The organism is Imperialibacter sp. EC-SDR9 (genome assembly GCF_902498805.1).
Classification (GTDB): domain Bacteria; phylum Bacteroidota; class Bacteroidia; order Cytophagales; family Cyclobacteriaceae; genus Imperialibacter.
On sequence record NZ_LR701615.1, the window covers coordinates 12,420 to 31,709 of the forward strand.

The following is a 19,290-nucleotide window of genomic DNA, read 5'->3' on the forward strand; positions in this document are numbered from 1 at the left end:
CGGTACCGCAAATAGTAACCTCTTTAATTACTCATAGCGAAGCGCATCCACCGGATTGGTCCGTGCAGCCCTGATGGAGTGGAAGCCCACGGTAACCACAGCGATGAACAACGCCAGCAGCATAGCCGCCAGCGGTACCATGACACTGATGTTGACATGAAAGGCAAAGTCGGTCAGCCACTGATCCATCAGGTACCAGGCGAGCGGCGAGCCTATCACTGCCGCTATAATGACCAATAGTGCAAAGTCTTTCACGGTGAGTGTGATGATGGACGAGGTGGAGGCTCCAAGTACTTTTCGTACGCCAATTTCTTTGGTGCGTTGCTGAATGGCGAAAGCAGCCAGACCAAATAGCCCCAGACAAGAAATGAATATCGACAGCCAGGCGAAACCTTGAAACAGCTGCCCAGTGCGTTCTTCATTTTCATAGAATTCCGCCCAGTCAACATCAAGGAAGCGATATTCGAACGGATAGGCTGGGGCGTAAGTAGTGTGAACGCTGTTCAGGGCGTCAATGGCAGCGGTGTACTGTTGTGGCTTGGCCCGCACGATGATATAGCTGCACCAGTCCTTTTCAAACATCATAAACATAGGCCGAATGACGGAGTGCGACGAGCTGTAATTGTAGTCCTTCACTACCCCAATAATATGCCCTTTTCTTTCTCCCCAAACAGTGATGGGCTGATCCACAGCCTCCAAAGGCTCGAAACCCATTTTGCGGGCGGCTGATTCATTGATAATGATGTTGGCCGTATCGGTGGCCATGGTTTTGTCAAAAGTCCGCCCACCAACAAGGGTCAGTCCCATGGTTTCGATATAGGAACCGTCGATGGCGAAATTGCTGAACAGAATCCGCTCCTGCGGATCTTTGCCGGGCCAGTCGAGCCCCCAGGTGCTGTTGCCGATGGAAAGAGGCGAAAAGCTGCTTTCACTTACTGAGAGAATGGAGGGGTCTTTCAAAAGTTGATCCTGAATGAGGTCATACTTTTCCGCCATGTTCTCCTGCATTTCCATGTAAATGATCCCTTCCTTGTTGAAGCCGGTGTCCTGATTTTGAACATACCACAGCTGCTGATACACGACCACAGTGCAAAATATCATGATGATGGAAAGCACGAACTGCGTTGTTACCAGCACTTTTCTGAATCTGACAGCCGCCTTGCCGCTCTTGAGCTGGCCTTTCAACACTTTGGCCGGTTCGAAGCGGGCGATGTAAAATGCTGGGTAGCTACCGCCTACAAAACCTGTGAAAAGGATGGTGCCGGAAAAAAGCAAAACGGTGGCTGTGTTGAATTCAAAAACGAGACTCTTGTCCGAGATCTCATTGAAGAACGGCATAAGAACAATGACAAGCACTGCCGCTGCCAGGCCGCCCAGCGCCGAGAACACGATGGACTCAGTCAGGAATTGATAAATCAGGTGTTTCCTGAAGGCACCGACCACTTTTCGTAGCGCCACCTCTTTGCTTCGCTTTACAGCCAGGGCAGTAGATAAGTTCATGAAATTGATACAGGCGATGAGCAAAAGAAAAATAGCAATGATGCCGAATATCTTCACGTATCTGATGCGGCCGCCATCCTGCACACCATTTTCAAAGCTGCCATACAAGTGCATTTTGGTGGCTGGGTAAAGGAAAAGCTCTATGTTGTTTTCATCATTTTTCTCATCGAGAAGCCTGTTTATTTTTGTGGAATAGGCTTCCCAATCTTGTCCGCTTTGGAGCTGCACAAAGGTGGAGACGTTGTTGTTGCCCCATTGGTCAAGCCATTGCTTGTTTTCGTCCATGAACTTGTCAAAGTTAAGCAGGTAAGCAAACCCACCAAAGTCACTGTTTTTTGGCCAGTCTTCTACCACGCCAGTCACCTTCATGCTTTCCTTGTTGTTCATGCGAAACACCTGATCCATGGCGGGTGCATTGCCGAAGTATTTTTTCGCCATGGTTTCGGTCAGCACCACGGCATTTTTATCATTAAAGGCTGTTGAAGCCGATCCCTCAATGAACTTGAAGGTGAACATCTCCATGAAGTCTGCATCTACATAGCGGCCTGACTCATAGTAGGACGCTTCCTCGACATTGAAAAGGTTTTCGGTTGGCCAGGTAAGCCTGGAGGCATATTTAACCTCAGGGTAGGTGGCTTTGAGATAGGGGGAAAGGGGGCCAGGGGTAGAAGATGTGGTGCCAATTCTGTCCGAATAGTGTTGGTTTTCCATCACCCGAAAAATGCTAGGTAGATTCTCGTGAGAGCTGTTGTAGCTGAGCTCGTCGTTGACCCACATCAGAATAAGGATGCTGGAGGCGATGCCCAACGAGAGACCGAAAATATTGATGGTGCTATAGATTTTGTTGCGCTTGATGGTTCTCAGCGCCACCAGGAAGTAGTTTTTGAGCATAGCCTTGGGGTTCTTTTGGCTAGAGTACCTCGTTGGAGGTGAAAGGTTGCAGAAAAGACGTGGATTTTTCTCGTTTATGAGAAGACTACAAACAACTTTTTTTCCTACTGGGATGAGCTGAACTCCTTTCTCCCGTTAATTCTTGTGATGAGCTGGCGTGTAGTGGCAGTCGCATTTGGTGAGGTAGTGTATGCACTAAGGGTAGTTTCGAAGGCAAAGTATTTTAGGAAAGGAGATATTTTATTAAATTGAATTCTGCCAAAATTCAACTACATGAAAAGGAAGTTATCACTTTGTATTGTTTCTGCTCTTGGTATTTTATGTTTTTCATGTGAAAGAGAGTCTGAAGGACTTTCCTTGCTTACTATAATGGTAGAGGAAAATGCGATAAATGAGGGGCAGGAACGGTGGGTGTATATTTCAGAACCTTCAGGAAAGGTGTTGGATAGTCATAAATGCAAAAACGGTGAAGTGTTTGAATTGAAGGGGCCCGTGGCCCTTGAAGCGATTGATGTGACGGTTTTCATACCTAGTTCAAGTGGCTCGGGAGTCGCTTCAGCTGTTACTTATCTTGGCGTTATATCAGGAAGAACCTGGACGTTAAAAGCTCAGTCCCAATCCGAAGCACCTGAAGTTATCGGAACTGCCACCATTGAAATAGTTAACTACCATGAATCAATGCCTCCCGATGAGTCAATTAAATTTTCTCCTGGTGCTTCAGGGTGGCCGCTGAACGACCGATCTGTTACTGAAGCAGGGCTTTTGGCGACTGTTAATATGTATAAAGACCCACAAGAGCTCCTGATGACGGGGTTTAGAGGTGGCCAGAGAGTTTATTTGAAGGTGGCGGCGATGGTACCGAATGAAAACCTTGTGATTGATTTCGATTCGTTTCAGGAGTATGATCAAATAATAGAGGTCCCCGCTGAGTTTAACGAGGATGGCAGGACGATTGGGTTCTATGGTGACGGAAGAGGTTATCTCCTGAGTGATGCATACGATTCATATTTGTACGGCACCGAAACTTCGTTGGGCTACATACAAGGGTTTGATTCCTACTCTACCAAGTTCAATGAATTTTACGGCCCTTCCTTTATCACCTACTATAAACTTGGGGAACCGGCGCTCAACGTAGAATTTCCGTCATTTACCCTTTCTATAGTTGACAGGACGACTAACGGATTCAGTTTCGACGCCTCTTTCGATTACACCTATAAAAGTACTCAGTGGCTATACTCTTCGGCCGACGGACAGACTGGCATGTCGTGGACTGTTTACGGCGATGCAGCAGCTAACGTTAGAATACCAGCTGTTGCCAATATTGTTTACGAGAAAGAATCTGGATTGAAGATTGACGATTTTTCCATCTATGAGCTCAATTGCATCCAACGTTTGGACGGACTAAGTTATACTGGCTTTGTCTCCAATACGTTTGAAAATAAGTCATCCGCCGAGTATGAATACTTTATTTTTGGAAGCCATTAGTTATTTGAGCAAGTTGGGGAACGAGCGACATCTTTTTTGATTCGGCCTTCAGAAAGTCTTCATAAATTGCATGCTGCAATTCTTATTTATTTTTTCGTGTGATGAAGGAAGTTCAAATTGAAGTTTCCGGAGTTGTTAAGCACTTCAAAGAAGTAAAAGCCGTCAATGGCATCGACCTCACTATTCTCAAAGGAGAGTTTGTAGCTTTGCTTGGCCCGAATGGTGCCGGCTAATCTTATTCAAAAAAATGCCTTTGCACGATATCTACAACACCGTCGGGTGTAAGTGGTTTGGTAAAGAAATCTTTTACTTCTTTAATTGAACGGGCCTTTTGTTCATCGTCGGGGTTGATGGAAGTGGTGAGCATGATAAGTTTTATTCTATTTATCAGTTCATGAGGAAGTTTTTTGTATTCCTCCAGAAATTCCCAACCATTCATCTTGGGCATATTGATATCAAGAAGAATGAGATCCGGCGTTGGGTATTCCTCAGATTGAGGAATGTAGCCATTTTTGTGGGTAAGGTATCGAAGCGCTTCCTCACCCCATTGAAAGGCCATCACCTGATTGCTAATGTCCGCATTGCGAAGAATAATAGTATTGATAAAGTTGGTAGGCTCGTCATCATCCACCAGGAGTATACAGTTTAATTTCTTTTTCATAATAGGGTTGTTTTATGTTTTCGCAGCGTAAAATGGAAAGTACTGCCTAATCCTTCTGTCGATGTAATCCATATTCTGCCGCCATGTAATTCAACGATTTTCTTACAGTGCGACAGTCCAATTCCCGACCCCTTGAATTCACTTTGCGTGTGTAGTCGCTGAAATATGATAAAGATCTTTTTAAAGTATTTGGGGTCAATACCTATTCCATTGTCGGTTACGCCAAATTCATATTCGTCTTTCTTTTCTTTTACGGCGATAGTCACCTCAGGGGTTCTTGCCCGAACCCTGAATTTCAATGCGTTGCTTATCATGTTCTGAAACAGCACCTTGAGCTCCTGCTCGCTTCCTTTCAGTTTGGGTAGCCTGTCTGTAGTTATCCTGGCTCCGCTTTCTTTGATCATAGCATTCAGGTCCTGGATAATATCGCCAACAAGTTGATGGCAGTCCACTATTTTTTTTGATTTGATTCTGCCGATTCTGGAGTAGATCAGGAGCCCTTTGATCAGGTCAGACATTCTCTGCGAGGCGTCGGTGGTGTATTTTAGGTATTGATCTGCCTGGGCATCCAGCCTCCCTGTGTATTCTCTCGCAAGGAGGTCAGTCATGCTGGAAATAGTTCTCAGAGGCTCTTGTAAGTCATGCGAAGCGATGTAGGCAAATTGTTCGAGCTCTTTATTTTGTCGCTCCAGCTGACTCGTTCGCTGTTTTACCTTGGCTTCCAGATCGAAATTGGCTTCTTTTAATTTTTTTTCCATCCTTTTCTTATCGGAAATATCCCTTATAGCAGCCGAAACGAGCAAACCTTCCTGGGTTTCCAACGGGCTGAGGCTTATTTCAATCGGAAATTCCTTGCCCCCTTTTGTGATACCGAACAGCTCCAGACCTGATCCCATTTCGCGGGTCTTGGGGTTGCTGAAATAGTGTTGCATCAAGCCAGGGTGGCCTTTCTGAAAACGATCAGGCATTAGTATTTCAATCCGTCGTCCAATCAATTCCTTCCTTTTGTAGCCAAAAAGTTTGTCGGTTTGAAGGTTGGCGACTTTGATGACACCGCTATTGTCGACAATAATCATGGCATCTGGTGCCGATTCCAGCAAATCCCTGAATCGCTTCTCTGCTTTCTTGCTTTCGGTAGTGTCTCTGATAGCCGCCGATACAAACAGGCCCTCTTCTGTTTTTAGAGGACTAAGGCTTATCTCAACTGGAAATTCATCTCCATTCTTTTTCCTTCCATAGAGATCAAAACCATGTCCCATGCTGCGGGTCTTTGGAGCGTTGAAAAAACCGTCTCTGTGTGGCTTGTGTTTTTTGATAAAACGTGAAGGAATCAGGGTCTCTATTTCTTTACCCAGCAGTTCATTTCTGGTGTATTTAAAAAGGTGTTCCGTTTGCGCATTAACGAGAATGATCTGCCCAAAATTGTTGACAATTACCATGGCATCGGGTGCAGTTTCCAGCAGCGCCTGACTCTTGCTCTCGGCCATTCTAAACTCTCGTATTTCTCTCTCCATACTGGAGATGCCAATAATTTTCCCCTTCTCATCTTTGATAGGCGACACCAGTGAGGCCACCTTTAACAGTTTGCCATTTTTGCCAAGCCTAACCGATTCAAATGGACTGACTTTTTCCAGGAAAAGAACGCTACTTCTAATGGTGTCAAATTCTATCTCCCGCTCTCGTGGAAACAGGGACATATAATTTTTTCCGATCAGCTCTGCTTTCGTGTAGCCATAGGCTTCCCAGGCAGCCTGGTTGCAGTAGGTTATCTTCCCGGCCAGGTCCATCCCAAGAATCATTTCCTGAGAGGAATTTAGAATATAGGAATGTGTTTCCTCTGCCTTTTTTTTATTTGATGAATCCATTACGTTTCTGTAATCTATAAATTTCCATAAATAGAAGTGTAGTTTACAGAAAAACACATTACTAATCTATGACTATCGCAAGAGATTAATCTAACACAATTCGTTAGCGGAAGTCAGAGGTATTCCAGTCAGTGGCGGCGGACACCATATCATGTAATGTACAGATTTTCTGGAATAGAAAGATAGCGAAACGGATATTTCCGTGCAGGAGGGAACTATCAGCTTTGTTTTGGCGGATTTTCGTTAGTAAGAAAAGTACTTTTCCATTTAACTTGCTGTGAAAATCAGAAAGCATGAAGGAAGTACAGATTGCGGCCAGGCAAGTGATCAAGCACTTTAAGGATGTGAAGGCGGTGAACGGTATTGACCTGACCATTTACAAGGGAGAGTTTGTGGCCCTGCTTGGCCCGAATGGTGCCGGCAAGACCACCCTGGTTGAGATGATCGAAGGCATTCAAAAGCCCGACTCTGGGGAAATCAAACTCAAGGGTATGACTTGGGCTGAACATGCCGGGCAACTGCACCAAATCATTGGCTTATCGTTGCAGGAGACCCGATTCATAGAAAAGCTGCGAGTGAGAGAAACGCTTGAGCTGTTTGCCAGCTTTTACGGGCTGGGCAGCGAAAGAGTAGAGGAGGTGCTGGAGTTGGTGAACCTTACCGAAAAGCAGAAGGCTTTCACTGACAAACTCTCGGGAGGCCAACGGCAGCGGATGGCATTGGGTATCTCGCTATTAAATGAGCCGGAAATCTTGCTCCTGGATGAGCCCACCACTGGCCTTGATCCCAATGCCAGACGAGAACTATGGGACATCCTTTTGAACCTCAGAAAAAGAAAGGGCACGACGTTGATCCTCACAACACACTACATGGAAGAGGCTGCCTATTTGTGTGACAGAATTGTGATCATGGATCAGGGAAATATTTTAGCCGAAGGCACGCTGAAGCAGCTGCTCTCAAAGCATGTGAAAGGCGAGATCATTGACTTCACTGTTGACAGACCAATGGAGAGAGATGTTTTGCCCGGGCAACAAGCCATTTTAAACTACACATTCGATAAGGATACATTGAGCGGAGAGCTTTTGGTTACCGACATAGTGAAGTTCTTGCCAGACTTCCTGCTGTATGTGCAGCAAGAGAAAATCCAGATCGATTCACTGGAGTGCCGGAAGCTGACGCTCGACGATTTGTTTACTTCCATGACCGGCCGCCACATCAACCAATAATCCAATGAAGCATCCTATCGTATTGCTAGTTCTGACTAACTTTCGGGAGTTCCTGCGCCAGCCGGGGGCCGTTTTTTGGGCAGTCTTTTTTCCTGTGCTGATGGCAGGCGGCTTGGGGCTAGCCTTTACCCAGAAGGGGGAATTGAATCAAAAGATCGCTTTTGTAGGGAATGATCAAACTGAGGAAAAAAGCTGGAGCAAGAAAGTGGGCAACGAAACCACGGGCTTTACTAACTACGAGTTCCTGAATGTAGGTTTTGACGAAGGGTTGGTTCTGCTAAAAAGAGGAACGGTCGATTTGATTGTGAAAAAAGAAGGGGAGGACTACAAGTATCATTTTGATCCGCTGAACCCAGAAGCACAGTTGGCTTACATCAACCTGACTGCCGCACTGAACGGAAACCAAACACTGTCAAACGGCGAAGATGTGGTGCCACTGAAGGAGATCGGCAGTAGATACATCGATTTTCTGGTGCCGGGTCTCATGGCCATGGGAGTGATGATGTCGTGCATGTGGGGCATCAGCTATGGCCTGATTGAGAAAAGGTCGAAGATGCTGCTGAGGCGCATGGTGGCAACTCCAATGCGAAAAGCCCACTTCATGACGGCCCTTCTGGTTTCACGAACCGTGATGAGCGCCATTGAGGCGTCGATACTCGTGGTTTTTTCATGGTTTTTTTTCGATATCCATATTGAGGGCAGCTTCTCCGCACTTGTCGTACTCTACCTGTCGGGCACCCTGGCATTTGCTGGCATCGCCATTCTCACGGCCTCCCGAACCGACAATACCTACGTGGGCAATGGCATTTTGAATGCCGTAGTGATGCCTATGATGATTCTGTCAGGCATCTTTTTCAGCTACCATGGCTTTCCCGACTGGGCTGTGAGTGTTATCCGCTTGTTTCCACTGACGATTTTTGCCGACACAGCCAGGGCCATATTTATCGAGGGAGCAGGGTGGAGTCAGATCGTGTTGCCTGTGGGTGTGCTCGCCGGGCTTGGGCTGGTGTGCATGTCGATAGGCATGAAGGTGTTTAAATGGTACTGAGCAAAATGATTGATGCCGTTTTGAAACTGGTCATTTCATGCAAACCGGCAACTGAACGTAGAACAGGCTACTAAATAATACTATTGAATAACCCACATCAGCCCGGCGTAGATAGTCCGGCGGTTGAAAAGCTCATTTTCGAAGGAAGAATAGTCGGCGCTGTAGGCCCGGTCCCGCACGTTCTTGAAGTCGGCCATATTGCTCACCGATGCAAACAATACCAGTCCATCGTCCTTCGGCAGTGGCAGCAGTTTTGAAAAGCTCAGGTCAATAAGGTTGTAGGTCGGTTGGCGGCTTTGCAAGGGTGATGTGAGTGGTTCAAATACGTCGAACCGGTTGTTGTAAGTGGAGCCCACTACAGGATAAAACCAGGTGCCTTGTCTGAAAATATACCTACAGCCCACCGTCCACCCACGGTTGCTCCATTGGGCGCCACCTCTGATAAAAAAATCGAGATCATATATCGCCTTTTTTGTGTTTCCGTTTTCTTTTTCGGTGGCTTCAATACCTGTGTAAGAAATATCGGCCAGCCATTTTTCAGCCAGTTTATAGCACCAATACGATTCTATCCCCAGCACCCTGGCGGCAGTTTCATTTTTTTTAATTTTTTTGAAAAACACCGCATTGGCTGCTGAAAGCCTGCCTGCTGAGAGCGAATGATCAACAGCCACCTGTTGCGATTTGATTTTGGAAACGCCTTCGCCCTGAAGTAATGCAAGCTGATGAAACGTGCCGCTGCCAACGGTGAATCTGTTTTTCTTGTTAACCTGAATGCTTACCGACGACTGATGAGAAAGCGTGTGAGACTGCCCTGCCAATGGGATGTTTTTTCGCAGTGCCCATCCAAAAGCAAGCAGCTTCGAAGGCGTGTATTTGTAGCTGGCAAAGGCATCCAAAATTTTTCGCCCGGTAACCGATGCGACGTTCATTGCAGGGGCAGTTTCCCCAACGGCGTATTGGAACTCCGGAACCAGCCCGGAAAACTTCTGTAGTCGGTCGTCATAAGCCACACCGGCCTTCCATCCCGCTCTTTTTTTCGCTACAGTATAGGTGACCGACCCATAGCTGTCGGTGTTGCCGATTCTGTATGTAAAGCGGCTGTAGCCAAGTTCAGTTTGGCTTGCGTTGAAACCGCCGTTAATTCCAATCGCTCCTTTTTTTGTACGTTTCATGAGATTCACCACGTGAAAGGTGCGTTTTTTTTCCTGGAGGAAGTCGCCGCTAAAACTGGGTACCCTGAAGTCGAAGGTGTAGCGTTCGTTGAGTACATAGTGAAACGATTTTAGCGACAGCCCCGGTGCAAGCTGGTTGATATAGTGGACACCTGTTTCACGGGTTTCGAAGCGTTTGATCCTTTCGAGCGACACTCGGTTAAGGGCACGAAGCGGGCCTGAAGGCTGGAAGTTACCATACACCATAATGCTCTGTTTGTCGTTGATGCGTTGCTGATGGTTGACGCCCAGGTTGGCGAGAGAAAGTGAGAGGCTTGTCCGGTTTTTTTCCACAATGGTATTGGAGGTCTCAATGGCTATCAGGCCCGATGAGGTATTGCCGTATTCGAGGGGTGGATTGCCAGGAAAAACGTAAAGTGAGCCAATCATTTCAGTGTTGAAGAAGCTGAAAGTTCCAATGCCGGTGAGTTGTGCAAACCGCACCGCATCGTAGGTTGGCACATGGTTAAAGAAAACACCTGTTTCTGCCGGGCTGCTTCCCCGAAAGCTGACAGATGCCGTTTCGTCCACTGTTGTGCTTGATGGCATCGCATTCACAGCCAGCAGTGGGTCGGCCTTGGCACTCGGGTTTTTGTAGATATCCAGCTTTGATATCTTTTTTACTACAAATTCTTCGGCGATGATTCGCTCCGCATTTATGGTGACCTGCTCCATGCTTTGGGTTTTCGGCTCCAGCTTAACTGTAGCGTTTTTCTGAAGCTGGCTTAAGGTCACGAGCTTCTCGCCATAGCCCATATACTGTACAATGAGCGTATCGGCTGATCCAAATTGTCCCATGTCAAGAGTGAAGATACCTTCGGCGTTGGTAGTGGTGCCAGTTCGCCAATTGCTAAAGCTAATGATGTGAACTCCAATGAGCGGCGTGCCGTCACGTGCATCAATCACTTTGCCGGAAGCAGAAGACGGCTGTGCCACGACTGGGCCAGAAAACCAGGCTCCCAGGACAATGGTCACAAAAATTGATGGTGACGACACGTTACTTCGCATTGGGAAGCAATTCGAATTTTACCCAGTTGAAGTCGGGAGCAATGGCCAATGCCTTTTGGTAGACCTCTCTGGCTTGTTGTTTTTTTCCCTGATTATTTAATGCTATTCCTAACCAGGCAAGGGCATCGAGGTACAGCCAGTTGTTTGATACGTCTCCCTTTTCAAACAACTCCACCGCCTTAGTGAATTCCGAGGTGGCCAGGGCCTTGTCGCCTCCAAACATCTCCGGAGTGAAATACAAATAACTGGCATGAAGCTTCCGCACAACAGGAGAGCCAGGCGCTTCGTCCATAGCTTCATCAATCAAATTGGCGCTCTTAGCCCCCAGGAACATCCCTTTCCAGCTTGAGTAGGCAATTTTTAGGCCGGTAACAGCCGATTGAATGGCTTTCGCTTCGGCTGACTTGTAGTTTAGTTCAATGAGCTTGTCGAGATTTTTGTCAGCGGCATCAATGTACTTATCGAATAGGGTCTCGTCGGAGTCAGCCATGGTATTGTTGAGAAGGCCGTACTGCGTAAGGGCCAGCATAAATAGGTCTTGGGGACTTTTCGATTGATTGTAAGCTGTTTGTTGCCTGCTAACGCTTGTTTCCCACAGCGTGGTTAGTGAGCTTAAGTATGCCTGATATGTGTCTCTGCTGTTTTGGGCCAAAGCAATCGACCCTGTTAGCCAAATGGTGATTGTAAAAATCGTCAGCTTTTTCATGATGTAGCTAAATTTGTGTAGGAGAATGGATTGTGAAAATGCTGCCTTTCAGTAAGGCGGTAAGGCTTGCGCTAAGCAAGTCGGTTTATTGTTTATCAAGCGTCATTTCAAAAAACTGAAACCATGAAGTGCCCATGTTGATCTCCCCCTTCTCATACCATTGGCCTTTGTTGTTAATGGAGATAATGTATCTCATATTTTCAGCGGGGTACCAGTAGAATTCCTCTCCAATTAATTCGCCTTTGAATTCACCTTTCCGCCCCGTGGATAGATAGGAGTAAAATGAGTAGTTGTTATCCGTTTTGTTCCAGGAAATGATTGCCATGGCGTTGTGGATGACTTTGCCCTCAGCTATGCCTTTTCCCTCGATCAGTATGGCCGTACTGTCGAGTTTGAATCTGATGTCTTCCACCTGATCAAACTCCCGCTTGACTCTATCCTGTCCGTACATCCATCCTTTGCCTTGCCACCTTCCGGTGATAAAGCCAAGCCTGGTGACTTCCGTTTTAGCGATGACATCTGTTTCAGGGGCCTGCGCCCAACCTATGAAGGGAGCGAGTAATATGACGAGTATTAAATGAATGACAGTTTTCATGATTATAAATAAGTTTATTTTGTAAACTAAATTGATAAAAAAATTATGGGAGGTACTTCTTCAAAGCCGTAACATACGCTTCGAAAGCTTTAATACCTGTTGTGGTAATCTTACAAGTCGTTAAGGGTCTTTTGCCTTTGAAAGACTTGGAGATGCTGATGTACCCGGCCTGCTCCAACTTGTCGAGCTGCACACTGAGGTTGCCGGCAGTCGCCTGTGTCTTTTCCTTGATGAAGGTAAATTCGGCGTCCTCGAGGCTTATCAGTAGCGACATCACCGCCAAACGCAGTTGCGAATGCAATAGGGGATCTAATGGCTCAAAATTATCCACGTTCGGCTCTTTTTAGTAAGTATCCGGGAATCAGGTAACCCAATAAGATAGCAACTCCTGAAAGTGGGTACTGCTGTATTTCGGGCAAATTAAAGGAAATTAAGGCGGCTATCCATAAAACAAAACTCCCCGCTACAATTGGTGTGAACTTTAACAAGCTTCCAGTGATGAACATACCCATTCCAGCGATGAGTAGGATAACACCATTGTGGTTGAAATTAATGGTGTGCATCATAGCGAGGCAGATCACCATGCTGATTCCAGCTGCCATCCACACCCTGCCATAGACCCGATCAATGTGCCCAACAGCACCCTTTTGTCCTATCTTCATTCCCATAACGACAGAAATAATGGCCGCCGGAATTGTAATAAGCCAGATCATATAGGGATGGGGAATACCTGACAAGGCAAGTGCGTAGTGCCCAAAGTTAGCAAAGGCAACTGTCCAGCCCCAGAGGAGTATCTGATTACTTCCGCCCTTGGCCACGTTGCGTTTCGCTTGTGTAATCATCTCCGTGATTAGCGACAAGCTTTCCTGGTGTGTGAGTTTGTCTTTCATATAAGTGTTTTTCTAAACTTATACGAGTGTAGAGTAAATTAGTTTATATTATAAACTAATTTATCACTTTTTTATGTAAACACGCACTGAAACAGGTTTCGGCAGGATGCCGGTGAGGGTTTTGAAAGTGTCGGCCTGAGTGATTGCAGCTAATTAGAAGAAGGCAAGAGCATCTTGCCGGCAAAAAGGATCACGTTGCTGTGCTTTTCTCTGATAAAAAAAGCAAAAGGCCGGTCGACACGGAAGATTCTAGGGTGAGGGGTGGAGTTTGAGGACAGTTCCACTATTTCGACGATGGTGGCGGCCGCTGCTTCCGAGCCTTTTTCATTTACCTCTATAAATGATTGATGCAGTACACGGCTGATAGCCAGGGCCAGTTTCTCCTCAAACAGATTGGAAAAGTCGGCCTTTTCGGAAAAAGCGATACCCATGCCCATGTCGGAGAGTGTCTCTTTAAGCTCCTCTTTGAATTGTAGTTTAAATCTGGGCAGGTAGAGCTCTGCTGTGATGGTGTCTGCCTTGTCGAGGTAGTCGGCAAACGTTGCGCCGTCAAATGTTTCAATTATTTGGTTAATACTCCTGCTTCCGGCTTGCATGAAAATGGTCATGCTGTACTGTCCATTACCATAAGGGATATCTATCATGGTTAAATCTTCACCGTAGTGATAGTTAATCCTGGCACCTTTCGAAAACATCATGTCGACTTCCGTTTCACCGGTCGGCGCATAGAAAGTGGCCTTGGTCGTTTTTGAGTTATCGAACTTATACTGCCAGTCGGCTTTGAAATAAATGGCATTGATGAGATACATCACGGCGTCGTCCCGGATACGGTCCAGCATATCCCGAATCTTTCCGTTGGTTTTGTCTTCAATCCAACCGTTGATGTCGCCTACTGTGGACGGTGCTCTGAAATCGGCAGATTTTACTTCGGCGTTGTAATAGTTGAGCAATATATCCTTAAAACCACTTTTGATGGTATATTCCTTTGTATACCAGTTGCTGTTGGCTATTTCGAGAGCCACTTTTTTGTCTACATCGAGCAGAAAACCCTGCAAGCCTTTGTAAGCCTCGTTCATGTCATCATCTGCCACGTCAGCATTGCCAATCACTTGTTTGATGGCTGATTTTGTGTCGCCTTCCGCACCGTTGGTAGTCATAGAAAGAGCAGCGCTGATGCTAAAAGGGGAGATGAAGATATTGTCGCTCTGATGTTCCTTGTTGATTTGGGAAAAAATAGTGAAAGAGAAATTGTTCGAGGCCGATGCCACCTGTTGTTCCGGCACCGACAGCGTTCGAAGGTTAGGAATATTGCTAACGGGTTCTTCGGTCGAACAGCCGCTGATGAGGGTAGTAACAAGCAGGCTCACCCAGGTAAGCTTGTGGATGCTGGCCAGTAGGTGTTTCATAACAAGGGGATTAAGCTTTGGAATATAAGACCCCTCCCCGTGAATAATGGTTGGTGATGTAGAATTGAAGAAAAAAAAATTGGTGCAGGTAGAACCGTATCGAAGAAAGGTTAATGAACCAGTATCTCTTCTTCAGCTTCTGTTACTTCCACAACACCACGGTCGTTGATTTCACGCAACTCCACTTTTTTGGTCTCGTTGATCAGAATGGGGTCGTATTTGGCAGCCACCCGGATGTAATTCTCGGTGAAGCCATGCATCATGCCTTCTTCAATGTCTTCCTCAAACAGCACGGTAAACTGTCCGCCCAGGTTTTCGTCGTAGAAGTTACGGCGCTTCTTTTCAGAAAGGGAGCGGAGCATTTTGGAGCGTTTGTTACGGTCTTTCATAGGCACTACACCGTCCATTTCAATGGCATCGGTGTTGGCTCTTTCGGAATAGGTGAACACGTGCAGGTAGGAGATATCCAGCTCGTTCAGGAACTGATACGTTTCGAGAAAGTCTTCCTCCGTTTCACCAGGGAAGCCCACGATGACATCTACTCCGATGCAGCAATGAGGCATTAGTTTTTTGATGGTAGCTACCCGTTCGGCATAAAGCTCCCGAAGGTAGCGGCGGTTCATGCGCTGAAGGATCTTGTTGGAGCCCGACTGAAGAGGGATATGGAAGTGCGGTACAAATCTTTTGGATTTTGCGACAAAGCTGATGATGTCTTTGGTAAGCAAATTGGGCTCAATGGACGAAATACGGAAACGATCAATGCCGTCCACATCATCCAACGCTTTGACTAAATCCAGAAACTTTCCCACCCTGCGGCCCTCCTGAATACCAAAGTCACCAATGTTGACACCTGTGAGCACCACTTCCTTCACGTCGGTGGCGGCGATTTCTCTGGCAGCGGCAACAATGTTTGCTATGCTGTCACTGCGGCTTTTGCCACGGGCCAGAGGAATGGTGCAGAATGCACAGCCGTAGTTGCAGCCGTCCTGTACTTTGAGGAAAGTGCGGGTACGGTCGCCGTAGGAATAAGAGTGATTGAACCGCTTTGCTTCTTTGATTTCGGAAGCGAACACCTGAGGCTTCTCCTTCTTTTGGAATCCATCCAGGTAGTCGATCAACTGGAATTTTTCAGCAGCACCCAGCACGGCATCCACCCCGGGAATCTCCGATATTTCCACCGGCTTCAGCTGTGCATAGCAACCAACGATGGTTACGTACGAATCCGGAGAAATCTTCTTGGCCTCCTGCACCACTTTGCGACATTTCTTGTCGGCGTTTTCCGTCACCGAGCAGGTATTAATGACAAAAATGTCTGGAGAATCAGAAAAATCGACCTTCAGATAGCCACGGTTTTCGAACATGCGTGCGATCGTAGAGGTCTCAGAATAGTTGAGCTTGCAGCCCAGGGTATAGAATGCCACTTTTTTCATTGGAGGGCAAAGGTAAGGAGATTAGACCAAAATCGGTATTGGCAGCGGAAAGATGATACGTGGGTCTTGGTGAATCCATCGTATCCTGCGAAAAGGGATGGGCTAATGAGGTGATAAGAATCAGAAATTGAGGTGATTAAAGTTTTTAGGAGATATAATATGATTGGCTAGCTTGACAAAGTACCAATTCTCACGCAAAACCCATTCAGTCATGAAAACGATACTCATTCCCACCGATTTTTCATCCAGTGCCAATAATGCGCTTAGAGTAGCAGCACTCATAGCCAGGCAGGCCAAGGCAGAGATACATCTGCTTCACTCAGTAAGAACAAACATCGACTGGGCGCATTTGCCAATAGAGAAAAGGGCGTCGTATCCGGAAACACTGGCCAATATAGAAAAGGCAGAAAGTCAACTGGAGAAAGAGTCGTGGAAGCCGTTACTTAAAGGACTGAAGATTCACACTCACCTTGTCACCGGAAACACTTATGAGCAAATTGTTCACTTTGCGAACAAGAAAGTGAAGGCAGATCTTGTGGTGATGGGATCGCATGGGCCGGACGAACCGAAGGAGTTGTTTATTGGCTCCAATGCCCAAAAGACAATGAGAATGGCGCAGTGTCCTGTGCTCACAGTCAAGAAAAACTTCAAGGGAAAGACATTCAAAAAAATACTGTTTGCTTCTGATTTTGCTGAGAATGTCAATGCTTCCTTTGAGAAAATTTTGGACGTGGCCAAAGCGGTGAAGGCAAAGATTGAGATGGTGTTTATCAACACGCCGACAGACTTTAAGAATGACGACAATATCAATCAGATAATGGACAGATTTATAGCGAAGTATCCTGGGGTGAAATTCAGCAAGGCTGTTTACAATCATCAGTTACCTGACAGGGGAATACTTAACTACAGTCTTACTTCTAAGCCAGACATGATTTCATTGGTCACTCACGGCAATAGGCATATTCCGCACTATCTGCTTGGCGTGACGGAAACCCTCGTTTACCATTCCGATTTTCCGGTGTTGAGTATGAACATAAAGTAGGCTAGCTGGGTTCTTTGAATGGCCAGCCCTTCCATCTGCGAGTTATTTGGAAGGGCTGGCTTTTTGTTTCATAAAAGCTGGCTTGGCTTCTGTGTTGCTTTGACTGGTTGGGCACAAGAAAAATTGTTTGCACGATTAGTTATTTGAATCAAAAGTGTTTCTGCTTAGTTTGAATCATTAATTGTAAACTGAAAGTGAACTGATGAAGCCATCAACCCAACGTTTGCTTGAAGGAAACGAATTGTATCACAAAGGCAAGACAAGAAAAGACCCTGAGTTTTTTCTTCGTACTTCTCAAGGCCAGCAACCCAAATTTGAAAGAAGGCTTGCTGACAGGCCGTTTTACTTAGCCAAACCCGACGTACTATGATAGTATATGAATCGAATCGCTTCTGGGTAAAGGACATGGTGAACTTCACCAGGAGCTATACAATGAAGAAAATTGTTTTCGGTGTGGGGCTGATTGGTTCCTATACGGCTTTGGTTTGCTTTGTCTATCAGTTTTATGGACTGGAATCCAATTTGCATTCGGGCATCTACTCTCTGCTGGGCGTTATTTTGAGTATTCTCCTCGTTTTCCGAACCAACACCGCCTACGACCGGTGGTGGGAAGGACGCAAACAATGGGGTGCGCTGGTGAACAACTGCCGCAATTATGCTATCATGGTGGAGAGTCTGTTGTCGGCGGATGACAAGGATACCCGCAAATTCTTTGCGAAGCATATCGCCAACTTTTGTATTGCTTTGAGGGATCATCTCAGAGACGGAGTGCGGACAGACGCCCTTTTGATGCTTTCAAGTGAAGAATTGAATGAGTTGGAACCTAAGAAGCACAAGCCTAATCACATCTCCCTATGGCTGAACAAGAAAATGGTTTTGCTGCAAAAATCCGGCGTTTTGTCGGAGGCTGATGCGATAAATATGAAAATTCATCACAACGCTCTGCTCGATATACTGGGTGCCTGTGAACGAATCAAGAAAACGCCTATTCCTTTTTCCTATGCGGTGCATATCAAACTCTTTATAACGATTTATGGAGTAATGCTTCCCTATGGCATGATCGCCGATTTTGGCTACCACACAATAGGGCTTGTCATGGTGATTTTCTTCGCTTTGCTCGGCCTTGAGCTAATGGCGGAGGAGGTGGAGGAGCCCTTTGGCATAGACTGTAATGACTTACCCACCGGCGACATCGCTCATAACATAAAGAACAATGTGTTTGAGATATTATTGGATGAACGCCCACTTAAAGAGGACGTGAAAAGAGAGCTTTACGAGAAGGTGCATTGATCAGTCTTCGTAGAACTCTATGGGAAGATCATCCGGATCACTGAAAAACGTAAACCTTTTGCCGGTGTGCGGATCAACCCGAAGGTCTTCGCAATCAACGCCCCTGGATTCAAGATAGCTTTTGGCCAACTCTATATTGCTTACCTTTAAAGCCAGGTGCCTTAGGCCGCAAGCTTCAGGTCTTGACGGTCTTTCGGGTGTGTTTGGGAACGAAAAAAGCTCTATTTGATAAAGCCCATTGATCTTTAAATCAAGCTTCCAGGAATCTCTTTCTTTTCTGTAAACCTCTCTAAGCGTTTCAAACCCAAGAATCTCTGTGTAGAATCTCTTTGAGGCAGGGTAGTCAGAACAAATAATAGCGATGTGGTGAACCCCGGAAACAAAGAAAGGTGAATCTTTTTGCATAGAACAAAGATTCACCGTCCTGAAATAGAAGTCAACTTTGTCGTTGCTTTATTTTTTCTTGGTAAAAATCTGAATCACACCATTGGATCCCCGCATGCCATACATCTGCTGGCCTTCAGCACCTTTGATAACATTGACAGTTTTGATGTCATTCACATCAACAGCACTCACAGCGTCGGCATAGCTGTTGCCTATGGCTGTGTTATTGATAACATACAATGGGCTGTTGTTTCCTCCAACAGAGGACATTCCTCTCACCATTACATTTACGCTGCTGCCTCGCTGGTCAATTTGCAAACCCGGAATTCTGCGCAAGTAATCCACCAGTTGCATGCTGTTATTGTTCATCGACGAGACACTGCCGGCTTTTGTGTCAGACGAGTCGTCCATTTTGATAGATATTGTATCGCTGTCATCACTACTTTCTGTGGTGGAGGCCGTTTTGTTGGCAGCGCAAGACGAGAGAAGCACAATCGCTATTGATGTGGCGATAAAGCGGTTGAAAGTAAAAAATGTTTTCATAGGTATGATACGTTTTATGGTGGTAAGCTATTTTCAATGAAATTACGAAAAATGGCCGTCAATGAGCTGGCGAAAAACAATTTTTGACAATTAAAAAGCCTCGTCTGTA

Annotated in this window: 18 protein-coding genes; 6 read left to right on the forward strand and 12 right to left on the reverse strand. The window is 46.1% G+C overall.

Annotation, left to right across the window (positions count from 1 at the left end; translation table 11 throughout):
* Positions 1 to 27: 27 nt before the first annotated feature.
* Positions 28 to 2,391: an ABC transporter permease gene (locus GC130_RS24755; RefSeq protein WP_152001062.1), complete on the reverse strand. Its 2,364-nt coding sequence runs from the start codon at positions 2,389 to 2,391 to the stop codon at positions 28 to 30.
* Positions 2,392 to 2,664: 273 nt separating this feature from the next.
* On the opposite strand from GC130_RS24755, the gene GC130_RS24760 reads away from it, so the two are divergent.
* Positions 2,665 to 3,876: a hypothetical protein gene (locus GC130_RS24760; protein ID WP_152001063.1), complete on the forward strand. Its 1,212-nt coding sequence runs from the start codon at positions 2,665 to 2,667 to the stop codon at positions 3,874 to 3,876.
* Positions 3,877 to 3,977: 101 nt separating this feature from the next.
* Positions 3,978 to 4,109 carry a hypothetical protein gene (locus tag GC130_RS29145; RefSeq protein WP_255471547.1) on the forward strand — a complete coding sequence of 44 codons (132 nt, stop codon included), beginning with the start codon at positions 3,978 to 3,980 and terminating at the stop codon, positions 4,107 to 4,109.
* A 2-nt stretch (positions 4,110 to 4,111) separates the two neighbouring features.
* Here the strand turns inward: GC130_RS29145 and GC130_RS24770 are convergent, their stop codons facing one another.
* Together GC130_RS24770 and GC130_RS24775 are read right to left on the reverse strand one after the other, a co-directional pair.
* Complete coding sequence (locus GC130_RS24770) at positions 4,112 to 4,537, reverse strand: response regulator (protein ID WP_152001064.1); 426 nt, start codon at positions 4,535 to 4,537, stop codon at positions 4,112 to 4,114.
* Entirely contained in the window at positions 4,534 to 6,402 is a 1,869-nt protein-coding gene (locus GC130_RS24775; protein ID WP_152001065.1) for a PAS domain S-box protein, read from the reverse strand. The genes GC130_RS24770 and GC130_RS24775 overlap by 4 nt, the downstream gene beginning before the upstream one ends.
* 293 nt (positions 6,403 to 6,695) lie before the next feature.
* On the opposite strand from GC130_RS24775, the gene GC130_RS24780 reads away from it, so the two are divergent.
* Positions 6,696 to 7,628 (forward strand): ABC transporter ATP-binding protein, encoded by a 933-nt coding sequence (locus GC130_RS24780; protein WP_152001066.1) that lies wholly within the window; start codon positions 6,696 to 6,698, stop codon positions 7,626 to 7,628.
* A 4-nt stretch (positions 7,629 to 7,632) separates the two neighbouring features.
* On the forward strand, positions 7,633 to 8,676 hold the full coding sequence (locus GC130_RS24785; protein ID WP_152001067.1) for an ABC transporter permease: 1,044 nt from the start codon (positions 7,633 to 7,635) through the stop codon (positions 8,674 to 8,676).
* Positions 8,677 to 8,756: 80 nt separating this feature from the next.
* Here GC130_RS24785 and GC130_RS24790 read toward each other — a convergent pair whose 3' ends face one another.
* The 7 genes from GC130_RS24790 to mtaB all read right to left on the reverse strand — a co-directional run bounded on the left by GC130_RS24790 (position 8,757) and on the right by mtaB (position 15,922).
* On the reverse strand, positions 8,757 to 10,895 hold the full coding sequence (locus GC130_RS24790) for a carboxypeptidase-like regulatory domain-containing protein (RefSeq protein WP_152001068.1): 2,139 nt from the start codon (positions 10,893 to 10,895) through the stop codon (positions 8,757 to 8,759).
* Positions 10,885 to 11,601 carry a M48 family metallopeptidase gene (locus GC130_RS24795; protein ID WP_152001069.1) on the reverse strand — a complete coding sequence of 239 codons (717 nt, stop codon included), beginning with the start codon at positions 11,599 to 11,601 and terminating at the stop codon, positions 10,885 to 10,887. The genes GC130_RS24790 and GC130_RS24795 overlap by 11 nt, the downstream gene beginning before the upstream one ends.
* Positions 11,602 to 11,686: 85 nt before the next feature.
* Entirely contained in the window at positions 11,687 to 12,196 is a 510-nt protein-coding gene (locus tag GC130_RS24800) for a hypothetical protein (RefSeq protein WP_152001070.1), read from the reverse strand.
* Between the two features lie 43 nt (positions 12,197 to 12,239).
* Positions 12,240 to 12,527, reverse strand: a complete 288-nt coding sequence (locus GC130_RS24805; RefSeq protein WP_201568274.1) for a transcriptional regulator — start codon at positions 12,525 to 12,527, stop codon at positions 12,240 to 12,242.
* Complete coding sequence (locus GC130_RS24810) at positions 12,520 to 13,086, reverse strand: hypothetical protein (RefSeq protein WP_152001071.1); 567 nt, start codon at positions 13,084 to 13,086, stop codon at positions 12,520 to 12,522. Before GC130_RS24810 ends, GC130_RS24805 begins: the two co-directional genes overlap by 8 nt.
* Positions 13,087 to 13,235: 149 nt before the next feature.
* On the reverse strand, positions 13,236 to 14,492 hold the full coding sequence (locus tag GC130_RS24815) for a serpin family protein (RefSeq protein ID WP_152001072.1): 1,257 nt from the start codon (positions 14,490 to 14,492) through the stop codon (positions 13,236 to 13,238).
* Positions 14,493 to 14,602: 110 nt separating this feature from the next.
* The gene (mtaB, locus tag GC130_RS24820; RefSeq protein ID WP_152001073.1) at positions 14,603 to 15,922 is read right to left on the reverse strand and encodes a tRNA (N(6)-L-threonylcarbamoyladenosine(37)-C(2))-methylthiotransferase MtaB; all 1,320 of its coding nucleotides are present in this window, start codon (positions 15,920 to 15,922) and stop codon (positions 14,603 to 14,605) included.
* A 211-nt stretch (positions 15,923 to 16,133) separates the two neighbouring features.
* Here mtaB and GC130_RS24825 point away from each other — a divergent pair, with 211 nt between their 5' ends.
* Together GC130_RS24825 and GC130_RS24830 are read left to right on the forward strand one after the other, a co-directional pair.
* Positions 16,134 to 16,964, forward strand: coding sequence for a universal stress protein (locus GC130_RS24825; protein WP_152001074.1), 831 nt, complete (start codon positions 16,134 to 16,136; stop codon positions 16,962 to 16,964).
* A 366-nt stretch (positions 16,965 to 17,330) separates the two neighbouring features.
* On the forward strand, positions 17,331 to 18,254 hold the full coding sequence (locus GC130_RS24830) for a bestrophin family protein (RefSeq protein ID WP_152001075.1): 924 nt from the start codon (positions 17,331 to 17,333) through the stop codon (positions 18,252 to 18,254).
* Here GC130_RS24830 and GC130_RS24835 read toward each other — a convergent pair whose 3' ends face one another.
* Positions 18,255 to 18,659 (reverse strand): VOC family protein, encoded by a 405-nt coding sequence (locus GC130_RS24835; protein WP_152001076.1) that lies wholly within the window; start codon positions 18,657 to 18,659, stop codon positions 18,255 to 18,257.
* A gap of 48 nt (positions 18,660 to 18,707) precedes the next feature.
* Positions 18,708 to 19,181 carry a TonB-dependent receptor plug domain-containing protein gene (locus tag GC130_RS24840; protein ID WP_152001077.1) on the reverse strand — a complete coding sequence of 158 codons (474 nt, stop codon included), beginning with the start codon at positions 19,179 to 19,181 and terminating at the stop codon, positions 18,708 to 18,710.
* Positions 19,182 to 19,290 lie beyond the last annotated feature (109 nt).

Coding starts and splice junctions, on each gene's coding strand:
- GC130_RS24800 (WP_152001070.1), bottom strand. CDS start 12,196: ATGAAAACTGTCATTCATTTAATACTCGTCATATTACTCGCTCCCTTC.
- GC130_RS24810 (WP_152001071.1), bottom strand. CDS start 13,086: ATGAAAGACAAACTCACACACCAGGAAAGCTTGTCGCTAATCACGGAG.
- mtaB (WP_152001073.1), bottom strand. CDS start 15,922: ATGAAAAAAGTGGCATTCTATACCCTGGGCTGCAAGCTCAACTATTCT.
- GC130_RS24840 (WP_152001077.1), bottom strand. CDS start 19,181: ATGAAAACATTTTTTACTTTCAACCGCTTTATCGCCACATCAATAGCG.
- GC130_RS24790 (WP_152001068.1), bottom strand. CDS start 10,895: ATGCGAAGTAACGTGTCGTCACCATCAATTTTTGTGACCATTGTCCTG.
- GC130_RS24780 (WP_152001066.1), top strand. CDS start 6,696: ATGAAGGAAGTACAGATTGCGGCCAGGCAAGTGATCAAGCACTTTAAG.
- GC130_RS24775 (WP_152001065.1), bottom strand. CDS start 6,402: ATGGATTCATCAAATAAAAAAAAGGCAGAGGAAACACATTCCTATATT.
- GC130_RS24755 (WP_152001062.1), bottom strand. CDS start 2,391: ATGCTCAAAAACTACTTCCTGGTGGCGCTGAGAACCATCAAGCGCAAC.
- GC130_RS24785 (WP_152001067.1), top strand. CDS start 7,633: ATGAAGCATCCTATCGTATTGCTAGTTCTGACTAACTTTCGGGAGTTC.
- GC130_RS24760 (WP_152001063.1), top strand. CDS start 2,665: ATGAAAAGGAAGTTATCACTTTGTATTGTTTCTGCTCTTGGTATTTTA.
- GC130_RS24830 (WP_152001075.1), top strand. CDS start 17,331: ATGATAGTATATGAATCGAATCGCTTCTGGGTAAAGGACATGGTGAAC.
- GC130_RS24770 (WP_152001064.1), bottom strand. CDS start 4,537: ATGAAAAAGAAATTAAACTGTATACTCCTGGTGGATGATGACGAGCCT.
- GC130_RS29145 (WP_255471547.1), top strand. CDS start 3,978: ATGAAGGAAGTTCAAATTGAAGTTTCCGGAGTTGTTAAGCACTTCAAA.
- GC130_RS24825 (WP_152001074.1), top strand. CDS start 16,134: ATGAAAACGATACTCATTCCCACCGATTTTTCATCCAGTGCCAATAAT.
- GC130_RS24835 (WP_152001076.1), bottom strand. CDS start 18,659: ATGCAAAAAGATTCACCTTTCTTTGTTTCCGGGGTTCACCACATCGCT.
- GC130_RS24815 (WP_152001072.1), bottom strand. CDS start 14,492: ATGAAACACCTACTGGCCAGCATCCACAAGCTTACCTGGGTGAGCCTG.
- GC130_RS24795 (WP_152001069.1), bottom strand. CDS start 11,601: ATGAAAAAGCTGACGATTTTTACAATCACCATTTGGCTAACAGGGTCG.